Genomic DNA, 18618 nt, shown 5'->3' with positions numbered 1-18618 from the left:
CAGGTTTTTTTAGTGAAGCTTTGTGGGAAATTGTATAGAAATGAATTTGTCATCAAAACGTTTTCGACAAACGTTATGGATTCCTCTATAATAAGTGAAGCTCGTATCATTCGACCGTGAAGGAGAAACAGATGAATTCTAGAACCCAGGCTCGTAGACGGCGAAAAGGCCCGTCTGCGTTTTATAAACTTTTCAGCGCTGTGTTGTTGATTGTGATTATCGCCGGCTCCAGCATGTATGGGACTGCTTTTTACAAAGCGCACAACATGTTGTCGGGAACGCAAGTGACGCTCGAAGACGACCCGACGGTTGAACCGACCCGGTTCGATAAAGAAGACACCGAAAGTTTCCTCGTCCTCGGAACCGATCTCTCTCCTCAAAAGAAAGCACGCGGGGAATACGGTCGCTCTGACGTCATGATCGTCGTCATCTTGAACAAGAAAGAGAAACAGACGACGATGCTCAGCATCCCACGTGATTCGTATGTCAATATCGACTATACAGGGTATAACATCCCGTACGGAAAAACAGGGCTCGACCAAGACAAAATCACGCACGCCTATTACTTCGGCTCGATGGATGAATCGAACCCGAACAACGGCATGCGGATGTCGACGAAAACGGTCGAAGACCTCGTCGGGATCGAAATCGATCACGTCGTCTCGCTCAACTTCCAAGGCTTTGTCGACTTTATCGATGCTGTCGGCGGAGTTGAAATCGACGTACCGTTCTCATCGAAGCAGAACAGTTATGACGCTTCTCGTGAAGTGGTCGAGGTCGAGGCTGGTTTGCAGCAGTTGACAGGTGAAGAAGCGCTTGCCTACGTCCGTAACCGTTACGACGATCCGCGTGGAGACATCGGCCGCGGCCAACGCCAAATGGAAGTCATCAACGCCGTGCTCGAGCAATCACTCGGCACGTCGCTTCTCAACAATTACGACAAAGTGTTGAAAGCGGTCGGTGACAACATGCAGACGACGCTCGGTCCGAACGACTACATGCGCTTGATTGAAGATGTCGGGGCGCTCAACAACACGGTACAATATCAGTTGACCGGAGAAGGGGCACGCGCAAGTGACGGCCATTTCTACTACTTCTTGAACGAACCGTTGCTCGATGAAGTCCGCTACCGCGTCCAACAGGCCGATGCCGGAAACGAAGTACAGGGGATGACCGAGTCGGAACTCGAGTCGTATATGTATGATCCTTCAGGCATCACCTATGAAGCACAATAAAAACGATTTGCCGACGCGGCAAATCGTTTTTTTTGATCACGTGCGCTCCATGGCGACCGTGAACGAGTACGAGTCACCACGGAACAGGGCACGGCTATATTCGAACATGTCACCGCTGTCGAGATACGTCCGCTGATCGATCAAGAGCACCGGTGCCCCTGCTTCGATTGTCAAAAGCTTCGCTTCTTCTGAACCAGCGCTTCGGGCCTCGAGCGTCTGGGTCGCGTTTTTTAAATGGAGTCCGGCCTGCTCGGCGTATTCGTAAATCGATCCCGTCGCATCTTCCTCGGTCAAATCGGGAAGTAACGAGACCGGGATGTAAGCCGTCTCGAGGGCGAGCACTTGCTCATCAGCGAGGCGGAGCCGCTTCATCTCGTACACCGGGGTATCTAAGGCAACGCTTAAACGGCGTGAGACTTTATACGGGGCGGGAATCGTTTGGAACGAGAGCAGGCGCGTGTACGGGCGCATGCCTCGATGTTTGATTTCCTCAGTAAAGCTCGTGAGGCCGGAGAGCGTCATCGAGATTTTATTCGTCGCGACGAACGTGCCCCGGCCTTTTTGACGATGCAAATACCCTTCATTGACCAGGTTCTTGATGGCTTGGCGGACGGTCATCCGGCTGACGTCGTATTGCTCAGAGAACTCGCGCTCTGAAGGAATCAAATCGCCGGGTTGAAGAAAGCCGGCATCTATTTGTTGCTTTAAATAAGATTCGATTTGATAATAAATAGGAAGCGGGGATTGTTTATCGATCTGTAGCATCTCAATCGCTCCTGACTAAAAAGGATTATGTCCTATTATAGACCAAATCGAACTAGTTGTCTGAACACATCATAGAGAAAAGAGGTTCCCCTTATGACCGGATGGCAATTTGAAACGACAGTGACGGCACAACGTCAAGATGAGCGCGGGCATTGGATCGCGCTTCAAGAAACGCAATTTTACGCGGAAGGCGGCGGGCAACCGGGCGACGCCGGGACGATCGCGGGCGAAACGGTACAGGACGTCCAACAAATCGACGGCGTCGTGTGGCATTTGCTCGAGCGACCGCTTGATGTCGGTATAGCAGTGACCGGACAAGTCGACGAAACGTCACGCCGCGACCATTCCATCCAACATACGGCACAACACGTGTTGACGGCTGTGCTCGAAGACCGGTATGGCATCGAGACGCTCAGTTTCGGCATCGGTCCGGAAGAGTCTTCGCTTGAGATTGGAACGACTGCATTCGACTGGTCTCGCGTTGAATCGCTCGAGCGCGATGTGCAGCACCTCATCTTTGAAAATCGTCCAATCACGGTGCGCACGTTATCGGACGGTGAAGTAGACGAGGCAAGACTAAGAAAACCGACGGACCGGACCGGATTGATTCGTATCGTTGAAATCGCAGGTCTCGACTATAACGCCTGCGGCGGGACACATGTCGCCTCGACCGGGCAACTCGGCACCGTCCATATCACCTCCGTCAAAAAAGTACGGGGCAACGTCCGCTTGACGTATGTGGCCGGGACAAGGGCGTTGCGAGCAGCTCAATCGTCACGCGACGCGCTCCGGCAAGTGCACCAGACGTTATCGACGACGAATGAGACGGTCGCCGCCCGCGTCGTCGAAGAACGAAACGCCCGGATCGAGCGTGAGAAGGAAGTGAAAGCGCTCGAAGCGAGAGTCGCTAAAGCGAAAGTGGCCGCCTTCTTACAAGAAGACAACTATGTCATCACTCACATCGGCAAGACCGAGGCGGAGACGCTCACAGTGATGATCATTGAGCGGATTGCTGCGACGGGACGAATCGCCGTCGGCGCCAACCATACAGCGCAAAAACTCGTGCTCATGCATGACGGCACCCACGACATCGCCATCGGCACGTTTTTAAAACGGACGCTCGACGATCTCGGCATCGGCCGGGGCGGCGGCAGCCATAAGCAGGCACAAGCTCGATTCGAGTCCGTTGCCGACTTGGAACGGGCGACAACGGAAGTCGTGAAACGGCTTCAGGAAGGGGTGGTCTCATGCTGACGATTGAACATGGGAACGAACCAATGCTGATTGAAAGAGCGCGTCAAGTTCGAGAACTCGTCTTCATTCAAGAGCAAGGCATCGATACGGCTCTTGAATATGATGACTTGGATCCAGAATGCCTCCATTTCGTCGGGATACTGAACGATGAACCCGTGGCGACGGCGCGACTGCGGCCGATCGGGGCAGGTGTCGCGAAAGTCGAACGAGTCGCGACGGTTCGAGACGCCCGGGGGAACGGGTATGGGCGTGACATCATGCTTGAAGTCGAGCAGGTCGCGAAACGAGAAGGGCTGACCGAGTTGAAGCTCGGAGCCCAGCTGACGGCACTCTCGTTTTATGAGCGACTCGGGTACGAGGCGTTCGGCGATGAATTTTTAGACGCCGATATCCCGCATCGGATGATGAAGAAGACGTGGTGAATGTTTTAGAAATTTTCCTTTTTTCTAAAAAAAGGTTGGCAAGCCGTTTTTCATTTGTTATAACTAAAACTAACAACTGACAGATAGAGGTTGCGAATGACATGAGTACGCTTGATCGAAACGGACGCATTCCGGATCGGGCCGAAAGGGGAAATTCGCCGAAGTCGACGTTCGCGTGCGTACGAACGAAGGCTGGGGTAGTCGTGAATAACGCCTACACTGCCATGGATGAAATGCCATGGAGCGCTATCTACGGAACGATTTTTCAATCGTTTTTCAACTGCGCGTACAAGCGGCAGGCCGTAGGGAGAGTGCTTCCTACCGGTCTGCCGCTTTTTCTGTTGGTGGACATCATGAAAGTGGGGAACTTGATGACAACCGTATTGAAATTTGGAGGCAGCTCCGTTGCCACAATCGAACAAATACAGGCAATTTCTGAATATTTACAAACGCGGGCCGAGGCGGGCGAAAAGCTCGTCGTCGTCGTCTCCGCGATGGGAAAGACGACCGACTCGCTCTTGTCGCTAGCTAAACAAATTACGGAACGACCGATGATTCGAGAACTCGACCGCTTGCTCGCCGTCGGGGAAGAACAGACGATCAGCCTGCTCAGCATCGCCTTGAACTCACGGGGCGTCGCCGCCATTTCGCTCACCGGACAACAAGCCGGGATCGACACGATGGGGATTCATACGAAAAGTAAAATTAAGGCGATTCGAAAAGAAGTATTGGAAGAGAAGCTGCGCACGTATGACGTCGTCATCGTCGCCGGTTTCCAAGGTGTCAACGAGTTCGGCGACGTGACGACGCTCGGCCGCGGCGGATCGGATACGACAGCCGTCGCTTTGGCGGCCGTCCTCAGCAAACGGTGCGAGATTTATACGGACGTCGCCGGTGTGTACACGGCCGACCCGCGGATTCACCCGACAGCGCGCCGCTTAGAGACGGTGTCGTACGACGAGATGATGGAGATGAGCGCGCTCGGTTCGAAAGTGATGGAGATGCGCAGCGTGGAACTCGCGAAAAAATATGACGTGAACATTTTTGTAGGAAAGACGCTTGCGAGCGAAGGAGGAACTTGGATCATGGATATGACACAGGCAATGGAACAAAAAGCGGTGACGAGCGTGAGCGTCGTGAAGAACGTGCTCAGCGTTTCAATCAAACATATTCCGCATTCGGTGGCAGGTGTGGCCGATATTTTCGAGAAGTTGTCACAGCGTCACGTCAATATCGATATGATCAGTCAAACGGCGTTTGACGGTGAAGTGTTCTTGTCGTTCACGTGTCCGCTTGACGAGGAAGCGTTCCTTGAAGAAGCGCTCGCCGAATTGACGGAGACGTTCCCGCAAATCAAAATCGATCGCCATACCGAGCATGCGAAAATCTCGGTCGTCGGCATCGGGATGCGTGATGCGACCGGTGTCGCGTCTGAACTGTTCGCGACGTTCCGTGAGAGCGGCATCCCGTTCTACCAAGTCACGACATCTGAAATCAGTATCTCGTACACGATCAACGAACAAGACGTCGAAGCAGCCGTCGCGGCAATCGCGACACGCTTCAAGTTATAAGGAGGACGCCACATGTATAACGTAGCCGTCGTCGGTGCGACCGGTGCCGTCGGCCAAAAGATGATTGAAGTGTTGACAGAATATGAGTTTCCGATCAACGAATTGATGTTGTACGCATCAGCCCGTTCAGCCGGAAAGACGGTCACTGTGAACGGCCAGGACGTCGTCATTCGAGAACTATCCGATGCGATTTACGCAGACCCGATCGACATCGCGCTCTTCTCGGCCGGAGGCAGCATCAGTGAACAGTATGCGCCGCGCCTGAGCGAACAAGGCGTCATCGTCATCGACAACTCGAGCGCGTTCCGGATGCAAGCGGATATCCCGCTCATCGTACCGGAAGTGAACCGGGTCGAGCTGAGCCCGGATAAGCCGCTCATCGCCAATCCGAACTGTTCGACGATCCAATCGGTCGTCGCGCTCGCCCCGCTTGCTGAAGTGTACGGATTGACTCGCGTCGCTTACACGTCTTATCAAGCCGTCTCAGGATCAGGACAAAAAGGGATTGAAGATTTGGAGCGCGGGGCCCGCGGCGAAGAACCGCAAAACTATCCGTATCCGATTTATGACAACGTGTTGCCGCACATCGACGTGTTCCTCGAGAACGGCTATACGAAAGAAGAACAGAAGATGATCGACGAGACACGCAAAATTTTGAACGCCCCAAACCTTGGCGTGACAGCGACATGTGTTCGTGTCCCGGTCCGAAACAGCCACGCCGTCTCGATCACGGTGACGCTCGACCGCGAGGCGACACTCGCTGAAGTGAAAGCCGTGCTCAGTGACGCGCCAGGCGTCGTCCTCATGGACAACCCGGGCGAACTCGTCTACCCGACGCCGCTCGATGCGAACGGGACGGATGACGTGTACATCGGCCGTGTCCGTGTCGATGAGTCACAACCGAACACGTTCCATCTCTGGTGTGTCGCCGACAACGTCAGAAAAGGCGCGGCCGCGAACGCCGTTCAAATCGCACAATGCATGATTGGACAGACCGCTACAAAATAAAGGGGGAAATCACATGTTCACAGGAGTCGCTACAGCACTTGCCACACCGTTCCAACAAGACGGATCGCTAAACCTTGCCGCATGGGAAGCGTTGGTTGAAGATCAAATTAAAGAAGGGGTGAACGGACTCGTCATCGGAGGGACGACCGGTGAAGGGATGACAATCACCGATGAAGAGTTCGAGACGCTCCTCACGAAAGCGATTGAGATCGCGGCCGGACGAGCCGTCATCATCGCCGGCACCGGCTCGAACAACACGGCGCTAAGCATCGAAAAGACGAAGCGTGCCGCTGAACTCGGGGCCGAGATGGCGATGGTCGTCACGCCGTACTACAACAAGTCGACACAAGCCGGTCTCATCGCTCACTTCACAGCGATTGCCGACGCGTCACCGATTCCGCTCATGCTTTACAACGTGCCGTCACGCACCGGTGTCGCGCTCGAACCGGCAACGGTCGGTGAACTCGCCGATCACCCGCGCATCGCAGCTTTGAAAGAGGCGAGCGGGGACATCTCGGTGATGGCTCAAATGATGGCCCATTTACCGGAAGGGTTCCCGGTCTATTGCGGGAACGACGATCAAATCTTACCGTACATGGCTTGGGGAGCTCAAGGCGTCGTCTCGGTATTGTCGAACGTCTATCCGAGTGCGACGGTCGCACTCGCTGAAGCGTTGCTCGCCGGGGATTTGGAGACGGCGCGCAAGTGGCAAATCCGCTTGCTCCCGGTCATCGATGAACTGTTCGCTGAAGTGAACCCGATCCCGGTCAAAGCGGCGCTAAACGCACGCGGATTCGAGTTCGGCGCACCACGTCTGCCGCTCGTCCCGATGAGCGCGACGGCCGAGGCCCGACTTTTGTCGGCAATGGAGCAATTCAATGAGGTGAGACAGTGAACTTACTCATTCATGGCTACGGGGCGATGGGACAAATTGTCGAGGAAGTCGCCCACACACAAAACTTGAACGTCGCAGCGATCGTCTCGCCGGCGGGAGGGGACCATCCGACGTCGCTGCGAGACGTAGAGGCAGACGTCGATGTCGTCATCGATTTCTCGAATCCGGCGCTCTTAGATGACGTGCTCGCCTACGGGAAAGCGAACCGAATCCCGCTCGTCATCGCGACGACCGGCTTTTCGGAGGCAGAGCTTGCGAAAATCGAGGAAGCGTCAAACGAGATCCCGATCTTCCAGTCGTATAACACGTCGTACGGGATCGCCCTTTTGAAACAATTGCTCGACCAGCTCGTGCCGCTCACGCTCGGGTATGATATCGAAGTGATCGAAGCGCATCACCGTAAGAAAGTCGATGCGCCGAGCGGAACAGCTGAACTGCTCGCCCGAGCCATCGAGGCGAAACGTGACGTGACTCCGGTGTACGACCGGACGCCGCGACGCGAAGCGCGCGAAGCGAACGAGCTCGGCATGCACTCCGTGCGCGGAGGAACGATTTTCGGCGAGCATACCGTGCTCTTTGCCGGTGATGACGAGATGCTAGAACTGAAACACACCGCCCTGTCAAAACGCGTCTTCGCGAACGGGGCACTCGCCGCGGCGGCGACGATTCTCGACCGCCCGGCCGGACTATATAATTTAACGAACTTATACGAGGAGGCCACTCATGTTACTCACAAACGCTTATGAAATCGCGCAATACATTAAAGATGCCAAGAAAGAAACACCAGTCAAATTGTACGTCAACGGTCAATTGGCCGGCCTTGAGATCGAAGAGGCGAAAGCGTTCGGAACGGACGAATCAAAACTGTTCTTGACGACAGCCGAGCGGGCCGCTGCTTTTCTTGAAGCGAACGCCGCGGTCATCACGGACTCACACGTCGAGTTTGACCGTCGCAACAGTGCCGTGCCGATGCTCGATACGACGAAGTTGAACGCACGGATCGAACCGGGCTCGTTCATCCGCGACCACGTTCAAATCGGGAACAACGCCGTCGTCATGATGGGAGCCGTCGTCAACATCGGTGCCGTCATCGGTGACGGGTCGATGGTCGACATGAACGCTGTGATCGGCGCCCGCGGCACACTCGGGAAAAACGTCCACCTCGGCGCCGGTGCAGTTGTCGCAGGTGTCCTTGAGCCACCTTCAAAAGATCCGGTCATCATCGAAGACGGTGTCATGATCGGTGCGAACGCCGTCATTTTAGAAGGCGTCCGTGTCGGGGAAAATGCAGTCGTCGCGGCAGGAAGCGTCGTCACGCAAGACGTACCGCCTGGTGTCGTCGTCGCTGGTACCCCAGCCCGTATCATCAAGCAAAAAGATGAAAAAACTGCAGAAAAAACACAACTTGTTGATGACTTACGCTCTCTCTAACGTATAATAGACAGAAAATATCAAAAATGAATGGGAGAGTTGAACTATGGAACAGTATGGACAATGGATGTGGAAAGACGGGGCTTGGATCGAGCCGACGGATGCGAACACGAGCATCATGACGCACGCGATTCATTACGGGAGCGGGTTCTTCGAAGGAATCCGGGCATACCACACAGAGGAAGGCCCGGCCATTTTCCGTCTCCGCGAACATTTGGAGCGCCTCGTACGCTCATGCGCCTACTATCACGTAGATTTGCCGTACACGGTCGACGAGCTCGAGCAAGCGACAATCGAATTGATTGAACGCAATGGGTTTGAAGCTTGTTACATCCGTCCATTCGTTTTCCTCGGCACACCTTGGCAGGCACTCATGCCGACTGCGGAAACAAAAGTACACGTCGCCATCTCATGTTGGCCGCTTGGTGAATATTTCAGCAAAACGGTCGGTATCCGGGCGAAAGTCGCGTCATATCGCCGCGTCTCTTCGACGATGATGCCGATGCAGGCAAAAGCGGCAGCGAACTACATGAACTCGCAATTGCTTAAAGGCGAAGCGGTGCGCGACGGATACGATGAAGCGATCGCCCTCGACATGAACGGAAACGTCAGCGAGGCGAGCGTCGCCAACATCTTCCTCGTCAAAGGTAAAAAAATCTTCACACCGTCACTCGATTGTTCGGTGCTTGATGGCATCACGCGGCAAACCGTGATCGAACTCGCTCGTGAAGAAGGGTTCGACGTGATTGAGCGTCATATCGGGCGTGACGAATTATATGTAGCAGATGAGATCTTCTTGACGGGTACGGCGGCTGAAGTGACAAGTGTCATCGAAGTCGACAACATCTCCATCGGCGGTGGGGTTCAGACGGTCGCAACGAACATGCTCACACGTTACCGTGAAGCCGTAACCGGAAAAATCGAAAACCATCGTGATTGGATCACGTTCGTCAAAGCAGCAGTCAAAGAATAAAGGAGTTTTTGTATGGGAGTCACAATTGACTTGAATGCGATTCGTGAGAACAAACGTCGGATCGAGACGCTCGGCCGACCGGTGTTCGCCGTCGTGAAAAACAACGCCTATAACCTAGGAATGGAGCCAGTTGTGACGACACTGTACGAAGAAGGGGTGCGTCATTTCATGGTGACGACGCTTGCGGAGGCAAGGGAGGTCCGGACGTATGCGACGGACGCCCGTGTACTCGTCATGAACCCTGTATATGAATGGCAGGATGTCCGGGAACAAAAGCTCGATGTCGCCATCGGGTCGTATGACTGGTTGGTCGCCGAGCGCGCTCAACTGGATGGGGTCCGGCTCCATTTGAAATTAGATGTCGGCATGAACCGTTTTGGCGCCAAGACGTTCGAAGAGGCACTTGCCATCGTCGCGTTTTGCCAGGATGAAGGGCTCGACCTCGTCGGTTTATGCACGCACTTCCCGCTCGCGGACGCGGATAACGCTGAAATCGAACATAGCATCCACGTTGAACGGTTTGCCGACTGGTCGACGCGGCTCATCGAACGCCATGCGTTCGAAGTCGTGCATGCGGCGAACAGTGCGGCGACGCTGCAGGCGGACCCCCGCCTTGCGCACTGCACGCACGTGCGAGTCGGGATTTTCTTGTACGGCTATTCGTCGGTTGAACCGGTCGATTGGCTCGTCCCGGCGTTTCGTTGGGAGACCGAAGTCATCGCGGTGCACGACATCGAAGCCGGGGCGCACGTCGGTTACGGCACCGGTTACACGGCAGCGGCGAAAGAACGGATTGCTGTACTGTCAGTCGGTTACGGTGATGGGTTGATGCGCGCACGTCGGCATTTGCCGGCCCACATTAACGGTCGAGCGTTCCCGTTCATCAGCAACATCTTCATGAGCCACAGCTTCCTCCGCGTCGATGCGACTGTTCAAGTCGGAGACGTGGTCGAGCTATATGGCAATACGACCAAAATTGATGACGTGACGCGTACCGGTCACGCCAACAACTCAGAACAACTATGCGCACGTTCATGGCGTGTCCCGCATCGCTTTGAAGGAGGAAATGTATGTACACCACCAACCAATCAGTTTGTATGATCGAGGGCGTGTCCGTCCGTGAACTTCAAGCGACGTATGGGACACCGCTCTATATTATGAGCGAGCCTGAGCTTGAGCGTCGTCTCGGACTCGTCCGAAGCGCCTTTTTAGACAAATATCCGAACACGTACGCGCTTTACGCGTCAAAAGCGATGTCGATCGCGGCCGTCTATGAGAAAGTCATGGCGTCTGGTCTCAGCATCGATGTCGTCTCGCGCGGGGAGATGTTCGTCGCCTTGCACGCCGGGGTACCGGCGGACCGGATTCACGTCCACGGATCGAACAAGACGGTACAAGATATCACGTTCGCGCTTGAGAACGGCATCACGCATTTCACGATTGACAACATGCGTGAAATCGGACTTTTATCCGGCCTCGCCGTCGAACACGGCGTCGATGTCGATGTCCTTCTCCGTATCGTCCCGCAAGTCGTCGGGGGTGCCCATGAGGCGATCCAGACGGGTGGGGTCGATACGAAGTTTGGTTTCCCGACGCACGACGAGACGTATCTCGAGGCGGTCCGCGCGACGCTTCAAGCGGAGCGGTTGAACTTGACGGGGATTCACTGTCATGTCGGCTCACAGATTCAAGAACCGACGCTGTTCATCAACACGGTCAAGACGATGGTCAACTTCATCGAGACGATTCGTCAAGAGACGGGCTTCACGGCCGACGTCTTGAACATCGGGGGCGGCTTCGGTGTCGCCTACCTCGAGTCGGACGACCCGCTCGACTTTGCCGACACGATGACGCAAGTGATGGACACGCTCGTCGCGGAAGTGAACCGCTTCGGCTTGCCGCTTCCGAAAATCGGCATTGAGCCGGGCCGTTGGCTCGTCGCAAACGCCGGCGCGACGCTGTATGAAGTCGGGACGGTGAAAGAAGTGAGCGGGGTCCGCACGTACGTCTCGGTCGACGGCGGAATGACGGATAACATCCGTCCCGCCCTCTATGACGCCGAGTACGACGTCATCGCAGCGACACGGATGGATGAAGAAAAAACGCTCGAGGCGAAAATCGTCGGCGCATGTTGCGAGTCGGGCGACATCATCTCGAACCGTTCGCTCATCCCGCAGGTCGAAGCAGGGGATTTGCTCCTCGTCAAAGCGACGGGTGCGTATAACTTCTCGATGGCGAGCAACTATAACCAGATGCTCCGCCCGGCCGTTGTCTTCGTGAAGAACGGGACACATCGTCTCGTCGTCCGCAGACAGACGCTCGAAGACTTGGTCGTTTGCGAAGTTGTCGGACAATCGTCTTGATGTCAGGCGAAAAAGGGATTCAGTCATGCGACTGAATCCCTTTTTGTATGAACGACTTCACCGGGTCAACCTGTCAGGTTAATCTAGCTCGGCGTTCACTTCCGCCTCATAGCGATCAACGAGCTCGTTGTTGTCGTCTGTCCGGTACTTCTTTTCCAACTCGAGTTTCAACTTTAACCAAATCGTATTCTTTTCATAAAGGTCTCGATCGAACTGGTGATTGAGTTGGTGAAGCGACAAGCCGAGGGCGCTCGCATAGGCGAGGTGATTTGGTAAATCACTCTGGTCCGGGCCTTGTTGAATGAATTGATCAACCTCTTCTGCCGATACGTGAATGTTGTACTGCTCTTTTGCGACCGTTTTCCATGCGGCATCTTGTCTCATCGCTTCCGTCGAGAGTGCGATGACTTGGGCATCTGTCAAGTCCGTTTCATAGTACAGCTTCTCTTCTGCCAATGTCCGAATCACCCACTTTCGTAACGGTTCCTCCACGTCGAGCCGGTTTGCTTCGATGACGACTTCATCAAATGCTTTCTTATAATCGTCGAACGTGTACTCGTCTACGATTTGGCGTTGTTCTTCTTCACTTTTCATTTGAATCGTTGCATGTGGCGATGCCGCAGAGTGACAAGCTGTTGTGAAGATGACGAGCGAGAGCGTACATAATAGAAATAAGTTGAAACGTGTGGGCACGATGATCCTCTCCTTATCCGCTTCGTCTTCAAACGTTGTACAAGTTTCATTCGAACGAACGTGACATCCGTTCATCTCTATATACTTGATGGGGAGCCATTAGGTTCCCGCTAGTATCGGTCAAATTGCTACACGTGAGAACTGTTTTCAATTATGATGAAAAAGAAAATAGAGGGGGAAGTGAGTAGATGGAAAAGACAGACGGACAACGATTGATTGAATCGCGGCGGACGATTCGCATGTTCACAGAAGGAACGATTGAGACGAAAGAGCTCTATGACTTGTTGGCATCGGCACACCAAGCGCCGTTCCATAACAAAATCGAGCCGTGGAACGTCTATTTGTTCAACGGTGACGGGAAAGAAGTATTGTTAGACGCACTTGAACCTGCTTTTACGGACGGTCCTGAGGCGAAACGGGAAAAGGTTGCCGGGCGGATTCGGAACGCGGCAGCGTGCCTATACGTGACGACAAAGTCGTTCGAGACGGAGAAAGACAAGAAGGATGCGTTGCTCGCGACAGCGACGTTCATTCAAAACTTCCACTTGCTTTGCAGCGAGCGAGACATCGGTCTCGTCTGGCGGACCGGAGGCATCTTTGAAGACGCTCGTCTGCAAGAAATGATCGGGGCGGACGGGGAGACGTTCGTCGGACTGCTCCAACTCGGGCGATTCGAGGACGTGCCACCGACAAAACGACGCCAGTCGATCGACAGTTGTCTCACGATTTTTGAATAATGAAAAGCTCGAGCGAGGACAAGTGCCTACGCTCGAGCTTTTGATTTATGTGATTTATTTCTTTAATTTATTTGCGAGCCAGTCTTGAATGACGTTAGTTGGAATCATTGTGATCACGTTCCCCCGTTTTGAATTTCTTCCTCTATATTATTATCCAATTGCATCCGTTCCCAAACCTCTCGATGTGTGCCTTGTAACGTCTCGTCGAATGAATCCTCGACATGAAGGCAATAGCTTGGGTTGATGGACGAAGCGTACAAGTCTAACATGAATTGCGCATGGTTGAGATGCATACAATTGGCCCCTTTCGACACGTCGGCTTGACTACATCCTCAGTATACAAGGGAAACATGAAGAAAAATCGGGATAATCGTTAACAATTTATGAATCTTGTAAACGCTTTCACAAACTTTCTGTGGCGGCGAGTGGTGTACACGTCGTTCGGTACTGTTCCGCCCGTTTGGCGTACTTGTTGACGGTCCGTTCCATGATGAAACGGTCTTCGTCATTGAGCGGACGGACGACTTTGGCCGGGACCCCCATCACCATGACCCCTTCAGGGATTTGCATGTTCGGCGTGACGAGCGCGCCGGCGGCGACGAACGAGCCTCTTCCGACTTTGGCTCCGTCGAGCACGGTCGCGTGCATCCCGATGAGACAGCCTTCTTCAATCTCACAACCGTGAATCATCGCCATATGACCGATCGAGACACGGTCATGGATGATCGTCGGTGATCCTTCGTATTGGTGAACCATCGACCCGTCCTGAATGTTCACGTAAGAACCGATTTGAATCGGGCCCTCATCTCCCCGAATGACCGTATTGAACCAAACCCCAGAGTGCTCGCCGATCGTCACGTCACCGATGACGTGTGCCCCTGGCGCGATGAACACGGTCTCGTCGACTTGTGGTATGAGTTCGCCTAATTGATATTGCATATGTGTAACCCCTTTCAACCAGATATGCTCTTATTGTCGCACAACTCGAAAAAGAAATTGCGTCAAAAAGATTATTCTTGTTAAGATAGATAAAATACGTTGAAAAAGGAGACACACCACAGATGGAAAAACAACATTTGATTGATATCGCCGCCAAGAAAAAGAAAGCGGCGGTCGTCTTTAAAGATGTGGCGGTCATCGATGTTTATAGTCGGGAGACGATTCGGACAGACGTCGCCATCGACGCAGGATATATCGTAGCCATCGGGGAAGGTTATGAAGGGGAGGTCGAGTATCACGATCCGTCGTGGACGCTCGCACCGACGTTCATCGACTCGCACGTCCATATCGAGTCGTCGATGGTCCCGCCGCACGAGTTTGCGAAAGCGGTCCTTCCACTCGGCGTGGCGACAGTCATTGCCGATCCGCACGAGATTGCCAACGTCAACGGAGCGCTCGGAATTGAATACATGCTCGCCGACGCGAAAGGGCTCCCGCTCGACGTACGGATGATGCTCCCGAGTTGTGTGCCGGCGACGCCGTTCGAGCATGCGGGCGCTAAACTATATGCGGAAGACTTGGCCCCGTTCTTAGGCGACCCGGGCGTGCATGGTCTCGGCGAAGTGATGGATTATCCATCTGTCGAAGCCGGGAGTGAAGATATGCTCCAAAAGATCGCCCAGACCGAGCATGTCGGTAAAGTCGTTGACGGTCACGCCTCAGGGCTTGGTCCAGACCAGTTGAACGTGTATCGGACGGCTGGCATCATGACCGATCACGAATGCACGACAGCGGAAGAGGCACTTGAACGAGTCCGTCGTGGTTTTTACGTTCAAATCCGGGAAGGGTCCGTGGCGCGAAACGTCGAACAAGTGAGCCGGGCCATCACGGAGAGCAATGCGCATCGCTTCTTGTTCTGTACCGATGACAAACACTTGGATGACCTTGTCGCCGAAGGCGGGATCGACTACAACATTCGCATGGCCATCAAGCAAGGGGTCAAACCGGAAACGGCGTACGCCATCGCCAGCCTTCATGCCGCTGAAGCGTATGGATTGAAAGATGTGGGGGCGATTGCGCCCGGCAAGAAAGCGAACTTTGTCATCTTGTCAGACGTCGAATCGGTAACGATCGATTCCGTTTACGTGAACGGCGAGCCTGTAGTGAAGGAAGGGAACGCCACGTTCGAAGCCGAAGGCATCGAAGTGCCGAAGCCGATGAAAGGGGAGCTTAAACTTCCAGATTTGACGGCAGACTCGTTCCGCTTGCCAGTGAAAGAAGAGCCCGTCGACGTGATTCAAGTGTTGCCGAACAGCCTGTTGACGAAGCGGGAACGACTCATCTTCAATCCGGACGAATCGGGTGCGGACATCGCCCAGGATATCGCGACGCTCGCTGTCATCGAACGGCACCACGGGACGGGTCATATGGCACTCGCACCAGTGACCGGTTTTGGCTTGAAGCGTGGCGCGCTCGCGGCGACAGTGGCGCACGACAGTCATAACCTCGTCGTCGCGGGAGTCAGCCCGGAAGACATGTTGCTCGCATCCGAGACGCTCGAAAGAGTCGGCGGCGGTGTCGTCGCGGTGTCGGAAGGGGAAGTGCTCGCCGTTTTGCCGCTCGAAATCGGTGGACTCATGACGAAACGTCCATACAGAGAAGTCGCCCACGTCCTCGAACAGTTAAATGACGCCCTCGACGTCGTCGGGGCCCATCGTCACTTCAACCCGTACTTGACGATGTCGTTCCTCGCCCTTCCTGTCATTCCGGATTTGAAGTTGACGGATATGGGACTGTTTGATGTGACGACGTTCTCATTCATCGAATCATGAGTCGGTCTAACGTATGATTTTTGTTAAGACCGACCCGAAACGATTGAACGGTCACTGGTAAGTTGGTATAGTTACAACAAGTTTCATCGGTATAAATTGAAAGGGGGGATATCACAGATGGAACAAGTTGCTTACAACCGGTCGTATGATGAACATGAGGATTTGATCAATTCTGTATATCGTGCCTTCCAAGACCGATGTGAAGAATTGCCGGACGAGACGCGGACGAAACGTCGTTTGCGCCGCCTCATCCTACTGACGATCAAAGACCACACGTCATCGCACGCTGAACGGTTCGTGCTGTATCATTTCTTTAGTGATTTCTTTAAAGCAGTCGAGGCGGACGACAAAGAGGCACTCGCTGTCTTGAAACAAATTGTCCGCGAGGAAAAATAAGTGTTGATAAGTCATTGTCACTTATGATAATTTAGACGTAACTTTTAAATGAATATTCGTGCTATCGATGAGGTAGAGGTGCGATGCTGATGAGTAAGTAGTCCGAGGATGACAACGGTGAAGACTACAGAAAGGCAAGATCGCCGAAGTGTGAAGTCATGTCTCTGACTTTATGCTGGGCTGACGGGAAATACCCGTCAGACTGCCATACATATTTACGTATGGAGCGCTCCAAGTCGGCTAAGAAAGACGGAACATCCAGCGAGGGTGTCGGCTTTGTTGCCGATGCCCTCGCTTTGCGTTTTTTTAAGCATAGGGGGGCCTCATCTCAAACAGAAGAGGAGGAAAACAGCATGGTAGATTATTCAACTTCGGTACTGTCACTCGTACCGGCATTGCTTGCCATCATTATGGCCATCACAACACGGAAAGTCATCCCGTCACTCGGCGTCGGGATTATCGCAGGGGTATTGCTCCTGCACAGCTTCAACCCGATCGACTCGATCTCATACTTATGGTCGAACATCGTCGCCTTGTTCTGGTCTGACGGTGAATTGAACGAATGGAACGTCCTGTTGATCGCGTTCTTGCTCTTACTCGGTATTTTGTCATCGATCATTCAAACGTCGGGCGGTGCTCGCGCGTTCGGTGAATGGGCAGCAGCAAACGTCAAGACGGCACGCGGCGCCCGCCTCGTCTCGTTCGGACTTGGGATTTTGATTTTCATTGATGACTATTTCAACAGTCTCGCTGTCGGGAACATCAGCCGTCCGCTCACGGACCGGAAAAAAGTCTCACGGGCGAAACTCGCTTATACGATTGACTCAACGGCCGCACCGGTCTGTGTCATCAGCCCGCTCTCGAGTTGGGGCGCCTACATCATCGCCATCATCGCTGGTATTTTAGCGAAATACTCGATTGACAGCTATTCGTCATTGTCGGCGTTCATTCAAATGATCCCGATGAACTTTTATGCCATCTTCGCGCTTCTGTTGACAGGATATGTCGCGTTCACCGGGCTCGCCATCGGACCGATGCGCACACATGAGCTTCGCGCCCTTAAAGGCGAGCTGTACGATGTGTCGAAAGGTGCGCCAATGGGAATGAGCGAAGATATTAAAGAGCATGACGGCGGGAAAGTCCGTGACTTGATCGTTCCGATCATCGTATTGATCGTCGCTACTGTCTCGGCCATGTTGTACACGGGTGGACTAGCGCTCGCGGCCGACGGACAAGCGTTCTCGCTCCTCGGTGCCTTTGAGGCGACAGATGTCACGCGTTCACTCGTTGCTGGTGCTGTCATCAGTTTGATCTCGGCGTTCTTGTTGCTCATCGGACGTAAAATCCCGTCTGCTGACTACGGTCGCGCCGCTTGGGCCGGTGTCCGTGCCATGTGGCCGGCAGTGCTCATCTTGTTGTTCGCGTGGACGATCATCGCGGTCATCGGTGACATGAGAACGGGTGATTACTTGGCAAGCTTCGTCACGGATCGCATTGCGGCGTCTTACTTGCCACTCATCTTGTTCGCGATCGCCGGCCTGATGGCGTTCTCGACAGGGACGAGCTGGGGGACGTTCGGTCTCATGCTTCCGATTGGAGCAGATTTGATCATGGCGGTCGAGCCGGAGCTGTTGCTTCCGACACTCGCAGCCGTGCTCGCAGGTGCCGTCTTCGGTGACCACTGTTCACCGATTTCGGATACGACGATCCTCAGTTCGACGGGTGCGGGTTCGCACCACATCGATCACGTGTTGACGCAGCTTCCGTACGCTTCGATTGCGGCGGGTGTCTCAGCGGTCGGTTACTTGGTACTCGGCATCACGACGTCGATGTGGATCGGTTTCTTCGCGGCGGCAGCGACGTTCGTCGTCTTGCTCTTCGTCGCACAAATCATCTCGAAACGCGGACGTGTCCCGGCAGAAATCCGGGCGGAACGCGAAGCGTAATCTAAAAAAGAAGCGGACCTCGGACCGCTTCGAACGGAAGACGAACTAGACCGCGAGAAGCGATCTAGTTCGTCTTTTTTTATGGGAAGAAGTCGATCTGTTCAAGGCGAGCAGTCGTCACTGGGCGGAAAGGGCCTGCCGACCATAAAAAAGCCCTT

General features: G+C 54.0%; 19 protein-coding genes and 2 riboswitches. Of the genes, 15 read left to right on the top strand and 4 right to left on the bottom strand.

The features are described 5' to 3' along the window. Positions 1-131: 131 nt before the first annotated feature. A complete protein-coding gene (locus JJU47_RS02955) occupies positions 132-1235 on the top strand; it encodes an LCP family protein (protein WP_228616045.1) in 1104 nt (367 codons plus the stop codon). 36 nt (positions 1236-1271) lie between these two features. On the opposite strand, the gene JJU47_RS02950 is transcribed toward JJU47_RS02955, so the two are convergent. Beyond that, a complete protein-coding gene (locus tag JJU47_RS02950) occupies positions 1272-2000 on the bottom strand; it encodes a GntR family transcriptional regulator (protein ID WP_228616044.1) in 729 nt (242 codons plus the stop codon). A gap of 93 nt (positions 2001-2093) precedes the next feature. On the opposite strand from JJU47_RS02950, the gene JJU47_RS02945 reads away from it, so the two are divergent. The 10 genes from JJU47_RS02945 (at position 2094) to lysA (ending at position 11917) form a co-directional block, all read left to right on the top strand. Continuing rightward, positions 2094-3254: an alanine--tRNA ligase-related protein gene (locus tag JJU47_RS02945; RefSeq protein WP_228616043.1), complete on the top strand. Its 1161-nt coding sequence runs from the start codon at positions 2094-2096 to the stop codon at positions 3252-3254. After that, positions 3248-3676 (top strand): GNAT family N-acetyltransferase, encoded by a 429-nt coding sequence (locus JJU47_RS02940; RefSeq protein WP_228616042.1) that lies wholly within the window; start codon positions 3248-3250, stop codon positions 3674-3676. The genes JJU47_RS02945 and JJU47_RS02940 overlap by 7 nt, the downstream gene beginning before the upstream one ends. A gap of 76 nt (positions 3677-3752) precedes the next feature. Beyond that, positions 3753-3933, top strand: a riboswitch (Lysine riboswitch). Between the two features lie 114 nt (positions 3934-4047). Continuing rightward, a complete protein-coding gene (locus JJU47_RS02935) occupies positions 4048-5247 on the top strand; it encodes an aspartate kinase (protein WP_409629952.1) in 1200 nt (399 codons plus the stop codon). A 12-nt stretch (positions 5248-5259) separates the two neighbouring features. Beyond that, the gene (locus JJU47_RS02930; protein ID WP_228616041.1) at positions 5260-6255 is read left to right on the top strand and encodes an aspartate-semialdehyde dehydrogenase; all 996 of its coding nucleotides are present in this window, start codon (positions 5260-5262) and stop codon (positions 6253-6255) included. A 13-nt stretch (positions 6256-6268) separates the two neighbouring features. Continuing rightward, positions 6269-7150, top strand: a complete 882-nt coding sequence (gene dapA / locus JJU47_RS02925; protein ID WP_228616040.1) for a 4-hydroxy-tetrahydrodipicolinate synthase — start codon at positions 6269-6271, stop codon at positions 7148-7150. Further along, on the top strand, positions 7147-7896 hold the full coding sequence (gene dapB, locus JJU47_RS02920) for a 4-hydroxy-tetrahydrodipicolinate reductase (RefSeq protein ID WP_228616039.1): 750 nt from the start codon (positions 7147-7149) through the stop codon (positions 7894-7896). The genes dapA and dapB overlap by 4 nt, the downstream gene beginning before the upstream one ends. Then, a complete protein-coding gene (dapD, locus tag JJU47_RS02915; protein ID WP_228616038.1) occupies positions 7874-8581 on the top strand; it encodes a 2,3,4,5-tetrahydropyridine-2,6-dicarboxylate N-acetyltransferase in 708 nt (235 codons plus the stop codon). Before dapB ends, dapD begins: the two co-directional genes overlap by 23 nt. Positions 8582-8627: 46 nt before the next feature. Continuing rightward, positions 8628-9554, top strand: a complete 927-nt coding sequence (locus JJU47_RS02910) for a branched-chain amino acid transaminase (protein WP_228616037.1) — start codon at positions 8628-8630, stop codon at positions 9552-9554. A 12-nt stretch (positions 9555-9566) separates the two neighbouring features. Continuing rightward, on the top strand, positions 9567-10655 hold the full coding sequence (gene alr / locus JJU47_RS02905) for an alanine racemase (protein WP_228616036.1): 1089 nt from the start codon (positions 9567-9569) through the stop codon (positions 10653-10655). After that, positions 10625-11917 carry a diaminopimelate decarboxylase gene (gene lysA, locus JJU47_RS02900; protein ID WP_228616035.1) on the top strand — a complete coding sequence of 431 codons (1293 nt, stop codon included), beginning with the start codon at positions 10625-10627 and terminating at the stop codon, positions 11915-11917. The genes alr and lysA overlap by 31 nt, the downstream gene beginning before the upstream one ends. 78 nt (positions 11918-11995) lie before the next feature. Here the strand turns inward: lysA and JJU47_RS02895 are convergent, their stop codons facing one another. Continuing rightward, entirely contained in the window at positions 11996-12610 is a 615-nt protein-coding gene (locus tag JJU47_RS02895; RefSeq protein WP_228616034.1) for a hypothetical protein, read from the bottom strand. A 188-nt stretch (positions 12611-12798) separates the two neighbouring features. Here JJU47_RS02895 and JJU47_RS02890 point away from each other — a divergent pair, with 188 nt between their 5' ends. After that, on the top strand, positions 12799-13347 hold the full coding sequence (locus tag JJU47_RS02890) for a nitroreductase family protein (protein WP_228616033.1): 549 nt from the start codon (positions 12799-12801) through the stop codon (positions 13345-13347). A 113-nt stretch (positions 13348-13460) separates the two neighbouring features. Here JJU47_RS02890 and JJU47_RS02885 read toward each other — a convergent pair whose 3' ends face one another. Next, positions 13461-13640 (bottom strand): hypothetical protein, encoded by a 180-nt coding sequence (locus tag JJU47_RS02885; RefSeq protein ID WP_228616032.1) that lies wholly within the window; start codon positions 13638-13640, stop codon positions 13461-13463. Between the two features lie 109 nt (positions 13641-13749). Continuing rightward, on the bottom strand, positions 13750-14286 hold the full coding sequence (locus JJU47_RS02880; RefSeq protein ID WP_228616031.1) for a gamma carbonic anhydrase family protein: 537 nt from the start codon (positions 14284-14286) through the stop codon (positions 13750-13752). A 122-nt stretch (positions 14287-14408) separates the two neighbouring features. Here JJU47_RS02880 and ade point away from each other — a divergent pair, with 122 nt between their 5' ends. From ade to JJU47_RS02865, 3 genes are all read left to right on the top strand, one after another. Beyond that, positions 14409-16118: an adenine deaminase gene (gene ade, locus JJU47_RS02875; RefSeq protein ID WP_228616030.1), complete on the top strand. Its 1710-nt coding sequence runs from the start codon at positions 14409-14411 to the stop codon at positions 16116-16118. 117 nt (positions 16119-16235) lie between these two features. Next, the gene (locus JJU47_RS02870) at positions 16236-16514 is read left to right on the top strand and encodes a hypothetical protein (RefSeq protein ID WP_228616029.1); all 279 of its coding nucleotides are present in this window, start codon (positions 16236-16238) and stop codon (positions 16512-16514) included. Positions 16515-16579: 65 nt separating this feature from the next. Next, a riboswitch (Lysine riboswitch) is annotated at positions 16580-16754 on the top strand. A 113-nt stretch (positions 16755-16867) separates the two neighbouring features. Beyond that, positions 16868-18460: a Na+/H+ antiporter NhaC family protein gene (locus JJU47_RS02865; protein ID WP_228616028.1), complete on the top strand. Its 1593-nt coding sequence runs from the start codon at positions 16868-16870 to the stop codon at positions 18458-18460. Positions 18461-18618 lie beyond the last annotated feature (158 nt).

The organism is Exiguobacterium sp. (assembly GCF_020832205.1).
Classification (GTDB): domain Bacteria; phylum Bacillota; class Bacilli; order Exiguobacteriales; family Exiguobacteriaceae; genus Exiguobacterium.
Note: the sequence above shows the minus strand (reverse complement) of the source record. Positions and strands in the feature narration are given on the sequence as shown.

Bases quoted from the DNA above. Each gene is read 5' to 3' on its own strand.
- JJU47_RS02955 (WP_228616045.1), top strand. From the start codon at position 132: ATGAATTCTAGAACCCAGGCTCGTAGACGGCGAAAAGGCCCGTCTGCG.
- JJU47_RS02950 (WP_228616044.1), bottom strand. From the start codon at position 2,000: ATGCTACAGATCGATAAACAATCCCCGCTTCCTATTTATTATCAAATC.
- JJU47_RS02945 (WP_228616043.1), top strand. From the start codon at position 2,094: ATGACCGGATGGCAATTTGAAACGACAGTGACGGCACAACGTCAAGAT.
- JJU47_RS02940 (WP_228616042.1), top strand. From the start codon at position 3,248: ATGCTGACGATTGAACATGGGAACGAACCAATGCTGATTGAAAGAGCG.
- JJU47_RS02935 (WP_409629952.1), top strand. From the start codon at position 4,048: ATGACAACCGTATTGAAATTTGGAGGCAGCTCCGTTGCCACAATCGAA.
- JJU47_RS02930 (WP_228616041.1), top strand. From the start codon at position 5,260: ATGTATAACGTAGCCGTCGTCGGTGCGACCGGTGCCGTCGGCCAAAAG.
- dapA (WP_228616040.1), top strand. From the start codon at position 6,269: ATGTTCACAGGAGTCGCTACAGCACTTGCCACACCGTTCCAACAAGAC.
- dapD (WP_228616038.1), top strand. From the start codon at position 7,874: ATGTTACTCACAAACGCTTATGAAATCGCGCAATACATTAAAGATGCC.
- JJU47_RS02910 (WP_228616037.1), top strand. From the start codon at position 8,628: ATGGAACAGTATGGACAATGGATGTGGAAAGACGGGGCTTGGATCGAG.
- alr (WP_228616036.1), top strand. From the start codon at position 9,567: ATGGGAGTCACAATTGACTTGAATGCGATTCGTGAGAACAAACGTCGG.
- lysA (WP_228616035.1), top strand. From the start codon at position 10,625: ATGTACACCACCAACCAATCAGTTTGTATGATCGAGGGCGTGTCCGTC.
- JJU47_RS02890 (WP_228616033.1), top strand. From the start codon at position 12,799: ATGGAAAAGACAGACGGACAACGATTGATTGAATCGCGGCGGACGATT.
- JJU47_RS02885 (WP_228616032.1), bottom strand. From the start codon at position 13,640: ATGCATCTCAACCATGCGCAATTCATGTTAGACTTGTACGCTTCGTCC.
- JJU47_RS02880 (WP_228616031.1), bottom strand. From the start codon at position 14,286: ATGCAATATCAATTAGGCGAACTCATACCACAAGTCGACGAGACCGTG.
- ade (WP_228616030.1), top strand. From the start codon at position 14,409: ATGGAAAAACAACATTTGATTGATATCGCCGCCAAGAAAAAGAAAGCG.
- JJU47_RS02870 (WP_228616029.1), top strand. From the start codon at position 16,236: ATGGAACAAGTTGCTTACAACCGGTCGTATGATGAACATGAGGATTTG.
- JJU47_RS02865 (WP_228616028.1), top strand. From the start codon at position 16,868: ATGGTAGATTATTCAACTTCGGTACTGTCACTCGTACCGGCATTGCTT.